Origin of the sequence: Nitrospira sp. (genome assembly GCA_024760525.1) — a bacterium.
Lineage (GTDB): Bacteria > Nitrospirota > Nitrospiria > Nitrospirales > Nitrospiraceae > Nitrospira_D.
This window is the reverse complement of the sequence record CP060499.1, coordinates 1,806,574-1,826,046: the sequence shown is the minus strand read 5'-3', so window position 1 is coordinate 1,826,046 and position 19,473 is coordinate 1,806,574. Positions and strand designations below refer to the sequence as shown.

Below are 19,473 nucleotides of genomic sequence, written 5' to 3'. Positions count from 1 at the left end.
CTCAGCTTCCCTCGCGCTTGAAACGCAGCACGCGCGTATCATCCGTCCCGGCTAAGCGGTAGCGGATGTCCACCGAAATTGTCGAATTCTGTACCTCGACCTGAATGTATTCCAGGGTCACGCGATGTCCCAGCCACCGATTGATCGCCTGTGTGATCTGAGCCTTGGCCATGGCCGCCGTCGCATCGTCTGCCGCCTCGAACACCAACCGCCTGACGCCGCCGCCGAAATCGACTACAAACGGCCTTTCTCCTTGATTCGTCAACACGAGTTGGACGATCTCATCACGGACATGTTCTTCGAGCGATTGAACGGTCGCCATCCGTCCATCGGTCCCGACGCGAAAGGGAAATGATAGATGCTCTCCGTTGACCGGCTTCATTCTTTACGTCGCCTTCGCCTTGACCTGTGTCTGAGGAATTATCGCCAGACCCTGAACGGCCCCCTCGGCGGTGATACACTTGCCGATGCTCGACTGAGTCAGCACTCCGGTTCCATTGCCCTTGCACATGGTCGCGCCCATCGTCCATTCGATTCGAATACATGGTTGAGGCTTACCCGGCGGCACCGTGAACGGACAACCGACGACCGAATGAATATCCGATTCCAGCAGTGCCGGTGCATGATCGACCATAATCATCGTATTGGCCGTGGTGAGTACCGCCGTCCCCCCATGCGTGCACATGACCTGGCTCATGGTCGTGAGAATGTACCCGGGCATACGCTACGCGCCTATCTTCATGGCCCCGTTTCCGATATCGACCCCGCCCGACGTGAGCTTTACCGAACCCATGGAACTCGCCTGTATGGTGATCTGTGTCGATTCGATCTTGATCTGCGGCGACATCGACGAGGTCCCTACTTGAAGTGTGATCTCGTTGGATGTCAGTTTGACGCTGGAATCGCCGATCTTGAGAATGACGTCATTGTCGCTCATGGTGAGTTCCGCCCCATCCGCATGAAGCAGCTTCACCTCATTCGCATCGTCGTCGAGCAACAGCTTATGTCCTTTGGTCGTGATGAAACTTCGGATCAGCTTCCCTTTCGGCTCAGGCATCTCACCGGACGCCCACCAAAATCCTGTCCAGATCGGAAGCGACGTGCGGCCGGCTTCGAATTCCACCCATACACCGTCGCCTTCTTCAGGGACCGCGACAAATCCATGCTTACTCCCGGCGAATGGGCTGCAGGGCCTGACGTGTTCGACCACGTGGTCCGAGCCGAACACATCAGGCACTTTGACTGCGATCATCCCGAGGTTGTCGCCTTCTTCGACTGACTCCACGATTCCTCTGTACTTCCCGAAGAAATGCTCGTTGCGCCATTCGGAAAGATCGACTATCTGATCTTCAAATTCGAGCGGGTCCATCAAAAGATATCCACTTGAATGTTGAAACTTACGGCGGCCGCACCGGCGGCCACGGCTGCAGCCGGTGAAAAGGCATTCACTGAAGCTTCCGGCGTCACTGCGTTTCCGCGCACTGAAAAGCTTTGCGTATATTCGGATATCCCAAGCGTGTGGGTAACCTTGAAAATCACATACTGAGAGCTGTAGCGGCTGTTGGAAACACGGGCGCGGATCATCCGGTACGGCGAGAGTATCCCGCTGAAGCACTGCGGTATGACCGCCCCTTCGGCGCGGACGGTATAGCTTGATCGCCGTGCCATACTCTCCGCCGCTTCGGAAGGATCCACATGATCTCCGATTCCCGGCGGGAGTCGCCTGGTTCGTATCTCGGAACCCCCGGCAACCGTTGCCGCTTCCCCTTCAGACGGAGCGGCTTCCGAAGAGCGTGAGCTCCCGGTTGAGACATTCTTGTCGTCCATGCTCAACGAGGCCCCTTCATATTGCGCGGCGCTGTTCGATGCCCGCTGAACGTGGAAGCCGCTCATGTTCCGGTCAGGTCCCGTCAGCACCAGAGCAGGCAACATCGGATCCACTGTCTCCGGTAATTTTTTAAAATAACAATCGCTCGTGCCGGGCGCGCTTCCCGGCAACACATACGCGTAAAAATCGGGATGTCGTCTCATCAGTGATCGGAGGAGCTGCATCGGTGTGCCATGTCGCTGAACGACGGCATGGGGATCCGTCGCCGCGCCGGTCTCATCCACTTCAATCGTTCCGCCGAGCGCGGCTTCGGCAAAGAGCGACCGCGCGATGTCGCTGTCCGACTGTCCGGGTGGAAAACCCTCTGAACCGGCTTCGCGATGGAGCAAGGTCGTATCGTCCTGGACGGTCAGCGTCAACATGCTGGCTCCGGGGTCGGCACTCATGCCCGGATCCTGGCCGACAATGCGTCCGTCGATGAGCGGCACAAAATCGCCGTCCCCGACTCGCGCCTCGACACGCACGCGTGAAAATTCAGCGTATTCCGGATTACTCTCGCCGTCCCAGGAACCGTCCTCAGCGATGCAAATCGGTATGGTTATCTTGGCCTGCCATGCGCGGCCGATTTCCTGTTCAACGACGATCTCGTCGATCGCGTTGAGCTGTTCCTGGCTGGCTGGAACGTTTCCATAGTAAACCCTGAATTCCTTGACCATGGATTAACTTTCCGGAACGACTATGAACCGCGTTTCTTCCTGCACGAGCGGATTTTCATTGCGTTCCCGTTCCACCAACCGGTTAGCCTCGAGCTCGGTATTGGCATCCGCGACGTGCCAAAACTTTGTTCCGTCTTTGTATCGACGGTGAGCCATGATATCGAGCCGGTCGGTGCCCTTTGTCTCGGTAAGCTTGCCCGGCACATACGGCAGCCGGCGCAATTTTACGGCGAGAACTTTAGCCCCTTTTACCGTTTCCACTTCGACGGTGGAGCATTTGACGTATCTGGAATTCTCATCAAACATGTATGCACCTCGGCTAAAACGGGATCAATTCCACTACTTGCTGCGCGGTATTCGCCAAGTTCGCCATCGCCTGCGCATCCTTCGCCATGTTGGTATAGAGCATGGCGCCCTTCGCGACTTCGTCGTCGGAACAGAGATCAGTTGCATTGACCGCCAACGTGATGGACACCTCAGCCTGAACAGGATTGAGCAGGAAATCGTACTGCTGCTCGGTAATGCTCATGGATTCGATGATCACGGGCAGTACCCGATACACGCCCCAGATAAAAAGGATTCGTGGATATTTTTCGCGTGGAATCGGCTGACGCAGGGCGGCTCCACCGCCGAGCACCCCCGCTGCTCCGCCAAGCGCCGCGCCGATCGCCGCAAGTAAATCGTTGGACGGATAGACCATCTTTTCCAAGGCAGCCAGACGCGTACCCACTCCGAACAGGCGCGCCAAGGCCTTGTTCTCGCCGAACTCATCCGCCGCGCTGAAACTTGCCTTCAGGGTGATCTTTTCGATCGACGGTTCTCCCGCCTGCGTGGTCTCACGCGCAGTTGCCGATGCGGGACGCGAAGGAATCTGCACCGTTCTGGTCAGGGTTTCCGGATTGAACTGGAATATGACGACATTCGGGATCGGGCCCATAAAATCAGACCCATATTCAATCAGCGCTCCGCGCATCAGGAAACCCATAGAATTACCTTTCGCCTCCATCGAGAATCTTCATGACTTTTGAGGCCACTTGCTTTCCAATCTGTGTGTGCATCGCGCCCGCATGCCTGCCGATCCTAATCTTTCCAGAAGACAGACGATCGATCCTGAGCGTTCCCGAATGCCCCTGAGTTGCTTCGGCGATATGTTTCACAATCTCCTGCCCGACGTCTGAGGCAAGCTTCCTCGGATCACTCATCAGGTGGCCTGCGCTTCGGGGAAGCCGCACGGTTAAGTTGGATATATGAATTCTTCGCTTGGTCATGGATTACTCGAGTTTGACGATATCGTGTACATACGGCCCCAGTTGTTCGAGGCTCAAGGCGCGGTTCATCTTGTCGTATTCGCGTTTGACGGCAACGAGGACATCTTTCATAAACAGTTCTTTATGTCCGTTACCGGCGTACGCCGACTGCAGGCAGGCATTGAACACGATGGAACGGATGTGCCCCCCGGAAAGTGGAAACTGTCGTGCCAGGAAGGCGATATCGATGCGTGAATTTGCCGCGACGGAGGCCGGTATCACCTGTTGCCAAATGGCGGCTCGTTGGATCTCGTCCGGAACCGGAAACTCGATGATATGGCGGATACGCCGCAAGAACGCTTGATCCAAGTCGCTCTTTCGGTTCGTCGCCAAAACCGCCAGCCCTTTGAAGCGCTCCATTCTTTCCAACAGATAACTGACTTCCAGATTGGCATAGCGATCGCGGGCATCATTGGCTTCTATGCGTTTGCCAAAGAGCGCATCGGCCTCGTCGAAGAACAACAGCATGTCCGAGACATCCGCGGCGTCAAAGATGCGTTTCAAGTTTTTTTCCGTCTCACCTATGTACTTATTGACCACCTGTGACAGATCGATGCGGTACATCGGAAGCTTGAGCCGATAGGCCAAAATCTCGGCTGCCATCGTCTTTCCGGTTCCCGGGGGTCCGGAAAACAGCACGGTAATACCGCCTTCGTTCCAGGCACGGGCGGTCCCCCAGTCGTAATGCACCTTGGTCAGGGCCTGCATGGCAGCCAACTGCTCTTCAAACTGAATCGCCTGTTTATTCGGGAGAATAAGCTTCTCGTCGGTAAAACGCGGTTCGACATAGGCCGCCAGTTCACCCATGTCCACGCTCAGTTCGGCACGGCAGGCCTCGATAAAATCATCGTCTTTCAGCGGTTCGGGTTGCGCCCTTAGCTCTGCACAGATATCGCGGATCGTATCCTTCTCATAACGAAACCGGCGAGCCATCTCCTTCAGAATAGGTTCATACCGTTGGGCATCTGGGCCAAAACCTTCCATCCAGGCCGCAAGTCGGCCTTCATAGCCGAGTGCAGAAACTTTCACGAACGGTAACAGCAATGCGGGGTCGAGATGCGCGACCTGCCTCCGATCGGCTATCGCCAGGAACAGTACGATAGGAACCGATACGAGGGGCAGTCCTTCGTTACGCGCGCGCCGAGCTTCCGTTCCATCAAACAACTCCTGCTGGATCAACAGATTGTGTCCGGTCAGCCATGCGAAACACATCAGCATCGCGAAATAGTCTTCATGACCGAGCAAAGTTGGATCGCCCTTGTATTCCCAAAGTTTCTGCTCTGTCAGCAGAGCGATATCGATCGCGGTCTGGCGGTAAGCCGAACGACGGTTTCCAAGCAATGGTACGACGCGCAGTCCGTGCGGCATTTCCGCACGAACACGATAGGCGATCAATGTTTCAGCCTTCGTGAGCTCACCATGCCTCTCCTTCGCCGGGTCGATCAGCTTTAAACTCGTCGAACCAATTTCTGCTCCATCGCTCATCGAACGTGCCACCAACCATGGCACCGAGAGAGGTTGCTCCCAAAGGGTGTCCGCATATGGCCGCTGGACGGACGAGCCGCGACGGAGCAACCCCATCGCAAACAGCGGGTGCATGGGGTCGGAAAGCGTTTGCGCTTCTTCCGGGTCATCCCACAATCGCTGTATCAGCATGAGGTTTGGATGAATGCGGGACGGGTCGTTCAGGCACGATGCGATAACGGCTCCGAAACTCGCGTCAAAGGCCGAGGCGAGCCCCATGGCAAGCGTCAATGCCGAGACATCGTCAAGCGAGAGCTCATGAAGAACCCATCCGAAAGACCCGCGAACCGATTGATCTATTCTGGGGGGCGGAATACTCAGTTGGTCGGTCAAATATTTCGCCGCCACATGGCTTGCATAAAATCTCCGCTTTTCGTCCCAGTGACGCGACAGATCGAGTGAGACCGACGCGCGGTCGATCATCGGCGGCAATTCACCCGATTGTGGAGGTGAGCCGGTACCTCGTTCGTGCCACAGCCAGGCTATTTCGCGCCGCAGACGGAGTGTGGCTTGGCGCATCCAATAATTCGCCAGCTCATCACGAGCCCGCAAATTTGGCGTGAACACAATGGGTTCTGTTCTGATCGATTCCACGTTCATGGACCATCCATGTGAATCAATGGACTCCGAGGAGCTTGCTGTCCGTTGACGATCACCACCAGGTTGTAATCGCCTGCGGGAATGGCATCGCTGTTGGCCATTGTGAGACGACGCTTGGTTTGTGGCGGCGGCGGACCCGGTGGAATCGTAAACACATCGAACATCCGAGCGACGCTGCCGTTTCGGTAGAATGCGGCAATTACATCATCGCCATCCGTACCCAAGAGCAGGCCCGTCAGATCGATCGTGGCAAAGGCTGTGCGAGGTGGCCCGCCGTTGACCGTCACCGTACCGGGGGGTACCGTGACCACAGATTGCAGGGTGGGCACGAGATTGCCGATTACGGCATTGCTCTTTCTCTTTTTCCCCGTCCCCGGGAGGGTTTGGACGACAGTGACGGCATGACTTCCGGCAGAAATCCCACTCGTCCCGATGATCGCGGCATCCACCATGAACTTCAGCTGATCTGGTCGTTGCATCGTCACGGGCAATTCAACCGTTCCGAGCATGACCGAAAGGTTCGCCAAGTGCAGGTCTGTGCCTTGTATCGTGACCTCTTCACCCACTTCGAAACCGACAGGGACAATTTCATCGATGTGCGCTCCCATGGATGGAATGGTATCGATGCCGACATACGGATCGGCCAGCGTCGTGGGTGACTGCGTGTAATCGATACCGACCAATAGCGAGTAGTCGCCGGGTTCCGCCGCTGCGATCATCACCGGGCGCACCTGAAAACAAATCGAGAGCCTGTATTTTTCATCGGTTCCCTGCATGAGCTTTGCCAGCAGATCCGAATGACTCTCGTCGAACGTGACATGCAATTCTTGAGGATTCGGACTGAGCGCTTTGCTGATCGTGGTGTTCACTCCGATATCGATCAAGTCGTTCCGGTTCAGCGCCTTAATCGCTCCACCGAGTCTCTGATGCGCAACAATCGTGTCGCTCACATCCTGGGCTGAATAGGCCGTCAGCAAATACTTCAGCACCATCCACAACGGAGGTTTCTCACCTTCGTTGAGCGGAATGTTTTTTAAGAAGGGGTCAAACTCGATCTGATACAGAAATAGGTTCAGATGGGGCGTTGCGTCATCTGACTCTTCGGGTTTGCCGATGGTGACCAGAGTCGAGCCACTCAGGGCCTGAAGCCGCAGCTGAAGCATTTCAGTGACCGCGCCGATGGCATTGGTGGTGTCTGCGAGCGCCATGATTCTCTAGCAGGCTGTTGACAAATCTTTTGAACGTCTCGAACGGCGCAGGGGCTCCCTGATCGCCAATGGGTTTGGAATACCCCGCAGGGTGCTTAAAAAGGTCGTCCAACGAGGCCGCAGCGAGCGAAGAGGCGACGCGTACTCTGGGCCGTACGTTGAGCCTCTACGCGACGCAAAAACACCGTTGGCGGACTTGTTCAACATACCGCTAGATGTAATGCCGGCTCAGCCGTGACGGCGAAGGTCTTGATGCTCTGTTGCCTTGCCCGGATTCACTCCGCCGCGCAGGAGCAAGCTGAATCGGTCGCTTATCGTCTTCTATCACCACGCTGATCGTTCCAATTGAAAGATCAAGCACCTGTTCCTGGATGTCGGGTATCGCTTTCATGGGCTGATCGTGAGTTCTCAATTCCACCCTCTCTGTGCTGCCGATACGAACCACGCTGGGTTCGGGCTCCGATGGCTGCACCACTTCACGTTGTTTTCTCGGCGACGATCCTTGATGCCCTTCCTTCATGATCCCGGACTTTTCAGGTGCCACCGGTCCCGCCGCAATCCATTCCTGAATTTCTTGCAAAAGAACGGTTTGTATTTCGGCATGCTCCATTGCACTTCCGTCGATGATCCCGGCTATCTTTCGGAAATGTTTGTTCTCCTGCTGTTGTTCGGATGAGACGGCGGGGACAGATTCGTTTGTCCTTAATTCATGGACCCTCTCGGAATGCTCACCGACAGTAGCCCGTTCTTCAACAGGCCGACTTGGCTCGGAATCAACCGTCTGAATCTCCCCCTTTGACGACATGTCTCCGCTAAACCGAACTATTGGAACTTCTTCGCGGATACGATCATGGATCTCCGAAGGAACGACCATAGGTTGGGGACGATTGAGCAAGGGCGCGCCCTCTGCTCGCTCCCTCACCGCCATACGTTCGATTTCGGATATTGCCTTTGGAGCCCTATCGGTTTTCGACGACAAGGGATTGTTCGTCTCCGGAGTTGATGGGACCTCTACAAACTCTTCCACGTCGACAGGCGCAATCTTCGATGAGCGAGGGCGAGCTCCTTGGATCAGGGTTCCAGCTGATGACGGTCTCGGTTCCGCAAATCGGAGGCCGCTCTGTCTCGCCATATGTGAAAAATATCCGCTCATTTCTTCGCGGCCCAGATCAGCTGCAGGTACTGTTGTCGTCGCCATTCGGGAACAGCGAGCACATCTGCCTCGCTCCAGTGATACTGCGACGCCATTCTATGAATCGCATGGATCAACTGGGTTTGCATTCGGCTCAGCATAGCGAGCGCGGTCTCCATCAGATCGACCCGATAGCCGTTGAGCCTGTCGCATTCCCCGCAACTCACCCGACAACTAAAATTCACGAGCGGGTCGGCGTCATCAAACATTCTTTCGACCTCACTCACCGAAGCCGTTCCAAGAGTCGTCGGGAAATCCGCCGTGACAGTCAGAGACCTGATCATGCTCGCTGCCGCATTCTGTTCATCAGGGAACACCGCCCTTGCCCAGACTTCTTGGTCACGGCCTGTGGGCTTGCGAAATTCGATTCGCCTGCCCTCCACGTCGACGCCGACTGTTTCAATTTTGTCCGCCTCACGCTGAACCTCCGAAAGCTCCTCGAAGGTGAGCTCCAGTTCAAGATCCTCGCCGCATCCCTGACAGTTGAACACCAAACTCAAGGCCTTATCCCACCCTCCGGCTGCGAGTAGAAGAAGGCATTCGATCCGCTTGCCGATTGAAAGTTCGATGAAATGTCCGGGCGGAAGCAGATGTTCGGGATCAACGGAGCACAACTCAAGCAGACGTGTAACAAGCGCCGCCCGGTTCGGCACCGAGAAATCCACGGCGAGATCAGTCTGGCATTTCCCAAATCTCCTGAATCCCGCGCCACCTTTGAACCATGCCACGGAAGATGACGTGGTAAACGACGGCAACGGGATCACATGCTCTGTCCCGACCTCAATATTCATGGGCTCATCCTACCGGCTAACCTTGCGGAACATCGTCGGCCTCATTGGGTTCTTTTGTGTCCTTGTCTCGATCCCAACCTTCGAGCTCGATCTTCATCGATTCAATGGCCACGGCATTGGCGTTGGCGTTCAATTCGGGAATGGCCGTGTATTCACTGACCCAGCAGTCGTACAAGAAATACCTGTATACCACGTGGCCTTTCTCGTTCATCATTTCGAGCGTGAGATCCTTTTTATAGGCGGCGAGATCCATCGCGCTATCTCCTGAATACGGATGCACCTTATTCGCCCAGGCTTCGAATTCCGGATCGTGAGTCAAACCGCGCTCGACGCTCACCGCATCGTAACTGGTGCGGCCCGGCGATTTATGGTCGGTACTGTTATCACCGCCGTCACGATGCTTGACCACCTCGGTCGTCCGTTTGAGCGCGCTGACCTTACTGATACCCATGACCGGTTTGCCGTCCCAAACGAGCCGGAACTTGAAATTCTTGTACGGATCGAACCTCTTTGCGTTCTTAACGAATCCTTTAGCCATGTCTCGCTCCTTTTAGCGGTTACACATCCGGTATCTGTTGAATGCTGATGATGACGAACTCGGCTGGTTTGAGCGGTGCAAAACCGACCTGGATATTGACGATGCCCAGATTGCGATCGTTGGCCGTCGTTGTTTCGCCGTCGCATTTGACGAAAAACGCCTTGTCGGGCGTACTGCCCTGAAATGCCCCTTGCCTGAACAGGCCCATCATGAACGCAGTGATGTTCATGCGGATCTTGGCCCACAACGGCTCATCGTTCGGCTCGAACACAACCCATTTCGTGCCGCGGAAAAGCGATTCCTCGAGGAACAGCGCCAATCTGCGGATTGGAATATATTTCCACTCCGACCCGAAATCATCGCTGCCATCGAGTGTGCGTGCGCCCCAATTGACGATTCCGTTCGGAAACTTGCGGATGCAATTGACTCCGAGCTTATTGAGGACGCCGTTTTCTCCGTCCGTCATATTCAGTTCGACGTCGAGGACCCCCCGAAGATCGGCCTCGGTTCCAGCCGGCGCCTTCCACACGCCCCGTTGTGAATCGGTTCTCGCCATCAGACCGGCTATCCCGCCGGACGGTCCGAGCGGCTTAATGATACCGGCGTCGCTGTATTTGACTCTGGGATAGAAAATCGCCGAGTTTTGCTTCACGATGCCGGCGCGGAGCCCGTTGACCTTTGCCGCATCGGCGACCATTTTGTCCCCGTTGGTCCAACTCACAGGTGCATCGATCAGCAAGAACGCGCGGCGGCTTTCACAATATGTCGTGGCAGGTCCGATGAGCTGCTGGTATTCACTTTCATCGATATCTCCGTCCTGAGGGATGATCATGAGATTAAACAGGTCGACGCGATCGAGCGCATAGAAGCCCGTATGATCCAACGCGCTTCCCGTATAGTCGGCAACGGTCAATGGCGTCCCGTCATCGTCCTGTCCGATCTGTCCCGCACCATTTTGAAATGAGCCGGTTCCGATGTTGCCCAGGGCGTACTGCCTGACGTTGGACGTGAATGATCCGGCCAGGTTTTCGGTTGCGGTCGAGACGGTGTAGGTCGTATTCAACATCCCGACCTTCGGCTTGAAGGCGATCCGGTATCCCCACACCTCGGCTGTAACCGGAGCGTCGGGTTTGTCATTTATCGTCTTCGCCATGATTTGAAGCTTTTCCCGCACCCCATCGGAATGGTTGGTAATCGCCGACGAGAGGGCGTCTTTGAACCACCGGTCAGCCGCGCCGGTCGTTTGCAACACATTGGGGAGTGGAACGTTGAAATCAATCGCATTGGGCGCGGGGGCGCCGGCGAACGTAATCTTCGTGATGTCGTGCGCCACATCCGTCTGAAACAGTTTTGCCAAGGTGTTCGCGCTTCCTGAGAAATATGTCGAGGTTGGAACGGGGCGATGATTGGCGAACCGCGTCGCTTCAACTCCACCTTGATCGATACCGAGCATGAGCGCTGCCGCCAAGTCGTTGCTGCTTGCGCGTCGTATCTTGACGCTGAGATTGTTGCCTGTTGCGGATGTAATGCGGAGGACTCTCAGTCCCGAACCGGAGTCTATTTCGTCCAGGCTGCAGGTGACCGAAACACCCGCCGGAAGGCTCGGCGTGATACGAGCCAGTATCTCAGCCTCGAGCGGACCTTTTGTCGTTGCGGTCAACGGGGCAGGATTATTAGCGCGGATATCAACAGATGAATGTGGCCCTTCATTCACGCTGATATCAAACTTTCGACTGGCCGATGCCGCAGGCGGGGTATAAATCAGAGCGTTTAACTCATCTCGAACGGCGGTCAACGTGGCGCCCATTACGCGGCGGCCCTCACTATAGCCGGCTTGTGCCGAGGAATTTATGTCAAAGCCCGTCGCCAACTGAACGTCGACTAATTGTGAACTTTGAGTCACAAAATTCACGACATATCGGGGCGCCGCCGGATTCATGGATAGGTTAAGAAAGGTCTCGCTGTTGACGACCACACCACCGTCCTCTTGTGTCAGATAGAGATTGAAGGTCTCCTCCGGGTTCGAGGTGTTGTAGTCGATCGCCAATCGGACATTGTTGCCCCAGATGCCGGCATCTTTTGCCATAATGGTCAGCGCGGGGACGCCGGCCACATTTTTGAGTGTGACGTCGGCTTTTTTAGCATTGTGCGCGAGTCTGACGATGTAACAATCCGTCCCTCCGTTTCCAAAAAACTGCTTGACGTTTGCGCCCAGTTCGCTCGATGGATGTCCACCTCCGAATTCACGCAAGAAATCCGAATAGCTCAGACAACGGACCGCCTTGTTGATCGCTCCCTTTTGCGCCCGGCCAAAAAACGCCGCGATAGAGGTGGACACGCCCGTGATCGTCCTGACACCGCTTGGAACTTCCTGGATATAGACACCTGGGTAACTCACTGACACTGGCATGGTTCATCCTCCTTGTTAGCATGCGCCGTCGTCACGTTCATTTCTCGCTGCCCGACTGTCTGGCTACCGTTCTCACCGTCTGCACGATGTCTCCGTGCTCCTCAGTGATCATGCTCTGCCGATACGAGCGGAGTTGCTGCGTAAATACATGCGTTGTATCCGGTGTCACACTCACGATGGTCAGGTCCGGATAGACCGCCAGTAATTGCCCGCACAACGCCGGTTCATCCATGTGTTCCTGCGCAAGAAGGACGACATCGGCCTTGGCTCGACCGGTTTCCTGGAGAATTTTCATCGCCCCTCGGCAATCCCCGACCACTTCCATGTCATCCTGTTCTTCAACAAGATGTCGAACGACATCAGGAATCATGATCGGATAATTTCCGAAAAGTACTCTGATTTTGTCCAATAGACGGCCTCGCGATACTGTTGACGTACTCTAGCCGTAATTGTGTGAGATCCCATGGATCTACGGGATGAATTTGGGTCTAGATGCGGCAGAAGTAAGATCTAGATCCTCATCTAGATCCTTTTCGGATGAGCCGGGAGGGGATCAATGAAACTCGTGTGTGACAGGGACTTGGGGAGGCTAGCGTCCGGTGTACATGGCCTGTTCTTTGAAGTGCTTCACCGCTGAATGGCGATTGTGCAACTGCAGTTTATCGAGGATATTATGGACATGGTTTTTAACGGTCGACACTCCAATGTGCAGGCAAACGGCAATTTCTTTGTTACTGAGCCCCTCATCAATCAATCCGACAATTTGCGTTTCACGCCGAGTGAGACGCGCTCCATCGACGGCATGGCCACTTTCAATCTGACGTGTGAGTGCGGACACACGGTCGAACGCCAGACTCGCAACACGTGGAGAGCACAGTGTCTCCCCATTCACCACCGCCTTGATGTTGTTTATGAGATCTTTGATGGAAGCATTGTGCAGCAGGTAGCCCGAGGCCCCGCCGGTTTCAATGCAGTACAGCACATCATTGTCATTTTCAGGCACATCGATCACCAAGGTCTTCACTCGCGATGACAGATGACGAATTCTCGCGGTGGTTCTTTCTTCTCCGCGAGCCAATATTCCAAACTCAAGCAGGAGCACATCAACGTGATGCGCGCGAAGCGCTTCTTCGATCTCTTCTGAATTCGATGCATCATGCTCCACTGAAAATAAATCGATCTGTGCCAAACAGCAACTCAGGCTTTCTCGAAACAGCTGATTACGGTGGAGGATCGCAACGCCGATGTTGTGAATGTTTGTCGCAGTCATGAGGTGGTACCGAACGCCTTCCCTCATTTCCAGAGGGTCCCTAACTTACGCCTAGATGGTACCTTCGTCAATTCTCATTCAATCAACTCCATGATAACTTTCACTCATGCGGCGTCATACAAAAAGCATTCCACTACGGCGGGACACGGGAGCTTCTTGAATCAGAAAGTTCTCGCAGGGAAGAACTATTTTGGGGGCACGTTTCAACGCGCTGTTTCACTCAAATATATTCTTTTTCCCTCACATGAAGACCGGTTCGATAAACTCACTGTACTGTATTAAAACGATACACCCATCAGTTCGAAGCGCGTAGTGTATCCAGACGATCAAATGAGTGTATCTAAATTGTTTGATCCGTGCGGGAACGCGCTCTACGCTCAGTCATAATTTCATGTTTGTCCGTCCTCGCTCACGACGTTCATCGTCGAACGAACCGGCTTGCAATCGTAATCGTATGGTGCGCTGAACGCTGGAAGAACACCAGGCGGCGTAGATGTCGGTGAAGTTATCCTGATCCGTGATGCCGCACTCGTAGAGGAGGACTTGCCGATTTCTGCCTGAAGCAAGCACAACAGGCTGATTCCTCGATGACGACACCCGGCGGTGGATTTCTCATCATCACCGCCGGACTCGCCCGCCCGGGGCCGGAACCTCACAAGGAGATGGGGGTGCTGGATTGGGCGATCCAGTCTAGCCCCGGCCCGGGACATGCTGTCCGTACCCAGCAAGTCCCGTGCTTAGCTGACATCCTGGATCCAGATTTTCCAAATCGCACGATCATGGAGAAAATCTGGCGGTTTTACGCGAATTCGCGTAGCCAGACCTGGTCATCTTCGGTCACCGTACCGAACGGCTGAATAAAAATTGATTCAACATGAATACAAACTGGGCGATTATGCCCAACTCGACACCACACTGATAGTCCATTAGAACGCGCCGAACTTGACCAATCTGGTGCGCTATGAGTTGGCGCACCTACGTTGTTTTAGTCAGCCTCGTTGTATGTATGACAAGTCTTGGCGGCCTCGAAATGGGGAGAAAAGTAAACACAGAATGTAGTGCGATGGGGTTGTTTGAAAATATCTTCATAATTGAATTTTCCAAAGACGTACATGATTTTATCGCCATTGGCAAACTCATCGATTTCGTCTTGGGTAAGTCCTGCGGAGACTCGGATGTGCCAACTAACAAGCCCTCCAGGCTGTACCACGCCCAATCCTGGTTTATCGTCAGGCTTTGGATAGACTGGAGAGAAGGGTTCGCTTTTGGAAAGTACCCGAGAAACTACATGACCATGCATTTTCCGAGCTGGAGTTCTCCCGGTATTTGCTACTTGGACCTCAGTGACAAGTCTTGCGTTTGGTTTGACCTGAGGAGTGGTAGCGAGCGCGAATCCAATCCACGCCCTTTGATCAATTTGAGCAGATTGCCGGTATTCATCGAGCATGATTTTGTTTCGTTCTACAGTCGCCTCCAGAGAGTTAGCCATTCTCGTGGCTTCGGAAATGATTCTATCGGTTTGCATAGAGCTATCTTTAGCCTGAAAGCAATAAATAACGACTTGGGCAGCAGCAGATATAGCCATGATAGCTGTCAGGACAATCATCCATACGTCGCTTTTTTGAATTCTGTCTACAAGCGCCTTATCGCGTATGGAAGCTGCCTGATGGCTCTTATCTGCATGTGTTGCGGTCTTTTCCTGGTGCGTTTTTACGATGGGCAGTTCGACAGCCTCCTGTTGAGGAGGCTCAATGGGCGAAGGCGAATTTATGCTGGGATCGGTCTGTGCGGGCTTTCCATCGCCATCCTCTATCATGGGATATCGCTATTGTGGTGGTGTTGATGGATTTTTGCGTTTCTTTGGTTTGGATATCGCACTATCTCTCTGTGGCTTCGGTGGCGCTTTAACGAGAACGTCTATGACCTCTTCAAAGCTCAACGGATGGAGCGAGAGTGGTTTCGCCTTCGGCATACAACCTCCATGGGCAGGTTTAGCTGCACGTTCTTCGGATCATACTTCATGCTGGCACGCTTTACCGCTGGCGTGCTCAGCATTCTGCTATCACGTCGCCAAAGATGTCTGGATTCTGGCGGTTATTGTGCCGGTAGCTGAACTCGGCCAGGTACAGCGGCAAGTAGTCTTTGCTCACCTTGTGATAGGTGCCGATCACACCCCGCTTCAACAAGCTCCAGAAGCTGTCCAGGTTCGCGGTATGCACATTGCCGCGCACATACTCACCGCGATAATGGCTCACCGACTCATGCGGATAGCCCAGCTTGGCCAGGCCCTTATAACCAGAGTGCTCATCAGTGGCCACCAGGGACACGTTCTCTCCTACAGCCTGCCGTACAAAGCCCTGCAAAGTCTCTGCATTGACTTTCTCAATGATCTTGGCCACGACCTTACCCTTGCGAGCCATCGCGCCAATAACGGCAACCTTGCCCTTGGTGCTGCCATGGGGACCATCCAGGCGTTGAGAGACATGCTTGTTCTTAAACTTGCCGCCGATGTAGGTTTCGTCTACCTCTACTTCGCCCATCAGCGCATTGAATCCGCCGTCTTGCATGGCAGATCGGATGCGATGGCACATATACCAAGCGGTCCGATAGGCCCCGCTACCGATCATGCGTTGTACCTGCAAGGCGCTAATCCCCTTCTTGCTGGTCATCATGAGGTAGATGACCTGAAACCAAGTCCGCAACGGATAGTTCGTGTTCTCGAAGATCGTATGGGTGATGATCGAGAAGCGGTAGCCGTTCCGTCCTCCGCACTCCTTGCCCTTACAGACCCAATGGAACGGACGGCTCTTGACGGCGAAGACCTTGGCATTGTTGCAACGGGGGCAGTGGACCCCATTCGGCCAGCGGCGCTCAAGCAAGAACTGCTTGCAGGCGGTTTCGTCTTTGAATCGATTCATCATGCTGGTGAGCGTCGTTTTCATTGTCTGGCCTCCGTGATGTTGAGGCCATTCTACAGCTTTATGGATGTGGTGTCAAGTGGGGCATAATCGCCACAAACTGATTCACACGGTCTATCCAATCTGTAGTCTCAACCCTACAATAAACAACTAACCACACCCGTGGTGCGACATTCCGCGTGATCGACTAGAACACCCGTTGTGAGAAAGGAATTGCTGATCAGAAAAACGCCAGGCTGGCGTAGGTCACGGTGGAGTTATATTGATCCGTGATGCCGCGATCGTAGCGGAGGACGTGGCCCTTTTCCGCCTGAATCACTCGCAACAGGCTATAGATCGGCGAGAAGCCCGAAATGCGACGTTGATCGTGTTCCTTTTGGATGTACCCGGCGAATGCGTCCGGTTGGAGTTCTTCGACATGCTTCAACATTTCCAAATCGCGCTGCATGGCGCGATGAAAGGAAAAATCAGTCGGTGGAGCGGCATCGCCATAGCGCAGGCCGAGATGAGCCAGCTCCCCTGCGGCAATGACACATGATGTCTTTCTGGAGACAGCGATCGCATCTTGCAGAGCCTTCAGAAACCGATCCACCGAATTCCGGACTGTAGGATCATGGAGACTCGATGCGGAAAATGAGGACAAGATCGGAACGATCGTGAACGGCTTCCCGATGATGGTTTGGAGAAACGGCAATTGGAATTCAATGGCATGTTCGGATTGATGGGCGATGTCTTCTTGGAAGTATTCCGGAACCAATTCGTTTAACCGGTCTACGACCGTCCGATCAACCTGGACCGTTCCCAACGGGGTCTCAAAATCTTTGTCGGTGACTGCAAACAAATTCCCCAGTCCGGCATGTGCCGTACCGAACAGCACATAGACATCCGGCCGTTGGGCTTCCTGTAACTCTTTGTATCCCCACGCATAAACCGGTCCTGCCTGCTTGAGATCGTATGTGGGCACCACGAGCCCCTTGATCGTCTTGCCCTGATGCTCGGAGGGCTTGAAATCCGGACCTTCACCAGACGTAAAGAATCCGTCGATCTGCTTTTTGAGCTTCACACCATCGGCCTCGTAGCTCCGTCCGGCAAACGCGGCCGGCCTGGCCGGCTGCTGCCGATACTCGATCCGGGCCTGTTCCCGTGCCGATTCAGCTTGCGGGCCTTCCAAGAAAAGCTTGTGCGCCAGATCCGCCACCAACTGTTCCACTTTGCTCGGCAGCAGGAATTCACCAAACCGTTTCAGGTACAGCGCGCCGATGTCTTGGAGAGAATGCTCTCCGTCGAAATGTTGCACGATGAAAAAGAAATTGAGCGGCAGGACCAGTTTTTCCTTGCTCAGGCCGCTGGGATCCCAGAGCACCATCAATTGATCTTCCCCCTGCTTAATGGGCGAAAATTGCAGATTCCGAAGGACCGGATACTGAGTTGAATCTTTGACGACACCGGTGGACATGACGACGGTCATTGTAGGGGATGGAATGGAGCCGCTGCAACCGATCCGATAGCCGTGGCTACTGACTACTTGGAGGAGGGGCTTCACCTCGCCGGGCCAATATGATGAGCGCCACCACCGTGAGAATCAGCAACCAGATGGTAGGCCGCCCGTAGGAGGCATCGGAGAATTCGATCAAATCGGTCAATCGGCCGATCAAGAGCGACATGCGGGCCATAACCGTATAACCAAACGCGGCGCCGAAGGAAATCATCAAGAACAGCACGCCGGTTCGAGCCACTGCCCTTCCAGGCCCACTGTGCTCGATCGAAAAAAAGAAGTAGAACAAGACCGAGCCGACTCCCAGCAGGATGATGATCGCATTGAGGTTGCTCGCGGGATTGAGCAGGTTCATCGAGAAGCTGACGCCATCCGCTCCCGCGATCGATAACAACGGACGAACTGTATCCTCGATTTGTTTCAGGATGAAGGAAGAAATCGTTCTCGGTATCGCCAATCCCGCCCCCATCCCGACGATGAAGGCGAAGGCGTATCGGGATATCCAGGCGGCTTTCGGCACGTACCTGGTCAGCATGAGCATCCCAATGGCCACGGGAATCAGCAGGGCGATTTCCCCGTTTTCGACGATCGGCTTGACGACCAAGTGGACGATGACGGTATCGTACGTCTTCACGATCGTGTAGCCGACCGAAACCCCCACATAGAGATGCTCGGCCAGTTTGAACAACACGTTATCCTTGTACAGGAATGAGAAGATCAGGAGGGTCAACCCCGTCGCAACCCAGGCCCCTAGTATCGTGGCATCCATCGAGATCCTCTACCCTTCAGCCAACCTGTCCCTGTGCCCGAGCTGTGCGCCGGAGCGAGAGGTAAAATGCGTTGCAGATGATCACCAGCACGATGATGGCGAGATGCGTCGCGGACTGTGCGTCCATACCCGCCACCGCTTTGCCTTTCTGACCGATGAGGCTCTCATACTCAGCCGCGCCGCGGAGGCCGCCGATCAGGCCGTTGATCTGTCCGCTTCGCAGCAATGGATATAATCCCGGCGCCATCACTCCCGTGCAGCCACCACCCATTTCGAACTTATATTTGTCCTTCCCAAAGACATACCACTCTTCAACCCCGGGACGGCCGGCGCCCAAGCTGACCATGTAGCCGACATCCTTCAAGCTGCGCACGCCGTCAAGAACCGGCAAATCCTTCGTGGGCTTGCCGCTATAGTCGCTGGGAAATGCTGAATAGAGGTCCTGCCCCATATTGATGATCACGGCTTGCCCGCCCGGACTCCATCCCAGAAATGCATAATCCTTCCCGTATTCTCTCCCCATCTCTTTGGCAACCTGCGTGACTAACTGATCCGCCATGCCTGTCCCGGTCACCCAGAGAGTCATCGTGACCACCCGAAGATTCTTCTTGAAAGCGTGACGCAGCAGCGCCACCGCTTGCGGATAGAGCTCGGGTTTGGAGGCGGGATCGAAATCGATCGACAGCAGAAAGACGGAATGTTCCGGCAACGACTCGATATGCTCGTACACGCCACGGACTTCCGACGAAATCCTGATCGGCAAACCGACCGGATAGAGCAACGGCAACAAGGTGCAGAGGCCGATCACCAAGAAAATGATCCGCCGATCGATCCTGAGCATACGCTCTGAAAAACTCATGCCTTCTCCTGCTCCCCCTCACCCATCAACTGCGGGTGGCGCCGAGCG

20 protein-coding genes are annotated in these 19,473 nt (G+C 54.7%); all 20 read right to left on the bottom strand.

The window, feature by feature from the left end; genetic code table 11:
* Position 1 precedes the first annotated feature (1 nt).
* On the bottom strand, positions 2 to 382 hold the full coding sequence (locus tag H8K04_08595) for a GPW/gp25 family protein (GenBank protein UVT17576.1): 381 nt from the start codon (positions 380 to 382) through the stop codon (positions 2 to 4).
* A 3-nt stretch (positions 383 to 385) separates the two neighbouring features.
* Positions 386 to 721: a hypothetical protein gene (locus tag H8K04_08590; GenBank protein ID UVT17575.1), complete on the bottom strand. Its 336-nt coding sequence runs from the start codon at positions 719 to 721 to the stop codon at positions 386 to 388.
* A 3-nt stretch (positions 722 to 724) separates the two neighbouring features.
* Complete coding sequence (locus H8K04_08585; GenBank protein UVT17574.1) at positions 725 to 1,369, bottom strand: hypothetical protein; 645 nt, start codon at positions 1,367 to 1,369, stop codon at positions 725 to 727.
* On the bottom strand, positions 1,369 to 2,544 hold the full coding sequence (locus H8K04_08580) for a hypothetical protein (GenBank protein ID UVT17573.1): 1,176 nt from the start codon (positions 2,542 to 2,544) through the stop codon (positions 1,369 to 1,371). The genes H8K04_08585 and H8K04_08580 overlap by 1 nt, the downstream gene beginning before the upstream one ends.
* Positions 2,545 to 2,547: 3 nt before the next feature.
* A complete protein-coding gene (locus H8K04_08575) occupies positions 2,548 to 2,850 on the bottom strand; it encodes a hypothetical protein (protein UVT17572.1) in 303 nt (100 codons plus the stop codon).
* 13 nt (positions 2,851 to 2,863) lie between these two features.
* Entirely contained in the window at positions 2,864 to 3,529 is a 666-nt protein-coding gene (locus tag H8K04_08570) for a hypothetical protein (protein UVT17571.1), read from the bottom strand.
* Positions 3,530 to 3,533: 4 nt separating this feature from the next.
* The gene (locus H8K04_08565; protein ID UVT17570.1) at positions 3,534 to 3,746 is read right to left on the bottom strand and encodes a hypothetical protein; all 213 of its coding nucleotides are present in this window, start codon (positions 3,744 to 3,746) and stop codon (positions 3,534 to 3,536) included.
* 69 nt (positions 3,747 to 3,815) lie between these two features.
* The gene (locus H8K04_08560; GenBank protein ID UVT17569.1) at positions 3,816 to 5,975 is read right to left on the bottom strand and encodes an ATP-binding protein; all 2,160 of its coding nucleotides are present in this window, start codon (positions 5,973 to 5,975) and stop codon (positions 3,816 to 3,818) included.
* Complete coding sequence (locus H8K04_08555; protein ID UVT17568.1) at positions 5,972 to 7,183, bottom strand: DUF4255 domain-containing protein; 1,212 nt, start codon at positions 7,181 to 7,183, stop codon at positions 5,972 to 5,974. The genes H8K04_08560 and H8K04_08555 overlap by 4 nt, the downstream gene beginning before the upstream one ends.
* Positions 7,184 to 7,394: 211 nt before the next feature.
* Positions 7,395 to 8,315 (bottom strand): hypothetical protein, encoded by a 921-nt coding sequence (locus H8K04_08550; protein ID UVT17567.1) that lies wholly within the window; start codon positions 8,313 to 8,315, stop codon positions 7,395 to 7,397.
* Between the two features lie 17 nt (positions 8,316 to 8,332).
* A complete protein-coding gene (locus H8K04_08545; protein ID UVT17566.1) occupies positions 8,333 to 9,166 on the bottom strand; it encodes a hypothetical protein in 834 nt (277 codons plus the stop codon).
* Between the two features lie 16 nt (positions 9,167 to 9,182).
* Positions 9,183 to 9,704 (bottom strand): phage tail protein, encoded by a 522-nt coding sequence (locus tag H8K04_08540; GenBank protein ID UVT17565.1) that lies wholly within the window; start codon positions 9,702 to 9,704, stop codon positions 9,183 to 9,185.
* Positions 9,705 to 9,723: 19 nt separating this feature from the next.
* Positions 9,724 to 11,157 carry a phage tail sheath family protein gene (locus H8K04_08535; protein UVT17916.1) on the bottom strand — a complete coding sequence of 478 codons (1,434 nt, stop codon included), beginning with the start codon at positions 11,155 to 11,157 and terminating at the stop codon, positions 9,724 to 9,726.
* Between the two features lie 994 nt (positions 11,158 to 12,151).
* Positions 12,152 to 12,484, bottom strand: coding sequence for a hypothetical protein (locus H8K04_08530; GenBank protein ID UVT17564.1), 333 nt, complete (start codon positions 12,482 to 12,484; stop codon positions 12,152 to 12,154).
* A gap of 219 nt (positions 12,485 to 12,703) precedes the next feature.
* The gene (locus tag H8K04_08525) at positions 12,704 to 13,384 is read right to left on the bottom strand and encodes a response regulator transcription factor (GenBank protein ID UVT17563.1); all 681 of its coding nucleotides are present in this window, start codon (positions 13,382 to 13,384) and stop codon (positions 12,704 to 12,706) included.
* A 985-nt stretch (positions 13,385 to 14,369) separates the two neighbouring features.
* On the bottom strand, positions 14,370 to 15,200 hold the full coding sequence (locus H8K04_08520) for a hypothetical protein (protein ID UVT17562.1): 831 nt from the start codon (positions 15,198 to 15,200) through the stop codon (positions 14,370 to 14,372).
* 232 nt (positions 15,201 to 15,432) lie between these two features.
* Entirely contained in the window at positions 15,433 to 16,326 is an 894-nt protein-coding gene (locus tag H8K04_08515; protein UVT17561.1) for an IS1595 family transposase, read from the bottom strand.
* Positions 16,327 to 16,522: 196 nt separating this feature from the next.
* Positions 16,523 to 17,758 carry an AmmeMemoRadiSam system protein B gene (gene amrB / locus H8K04_08510; GenBank protein ID UVT17560.1) on the bottom strand — a complete coding sequence of 412 codons (1,236 nt, stop codon included), beginning with the start codon at positions 17,756 to 17,758 and terminating at the stop codon, positions 16,523 to 16,525.
* Between the two features lie 58 nt (positions 17,759 to 17,816).
* Positions 17,817 to 18,566, bottom strand: coding sequence for a hypothetical protein (locus H8K04_08505; GenBank protein ID UVT17559.1), 750 nt, complete (start codon positions 18,564 to 18,566; stop codon positions 17,817 to 17,819).
* 16 nt (positions 18,567 to 18,582) lie between these two features.
* Complete coding sequence (locus H8K04_08500; GenBank protein ID UVT17558.1) at positions 18,583 to 19,425, bottom strand: hypothetical protein; 843 nt, start codon at positions 19,423 to 19,425, stop codon at positions 18,583 to 18,585.
* Between the last annotated feature and the right edge of the window lie 48 nt (positions 19,426 to 19,473).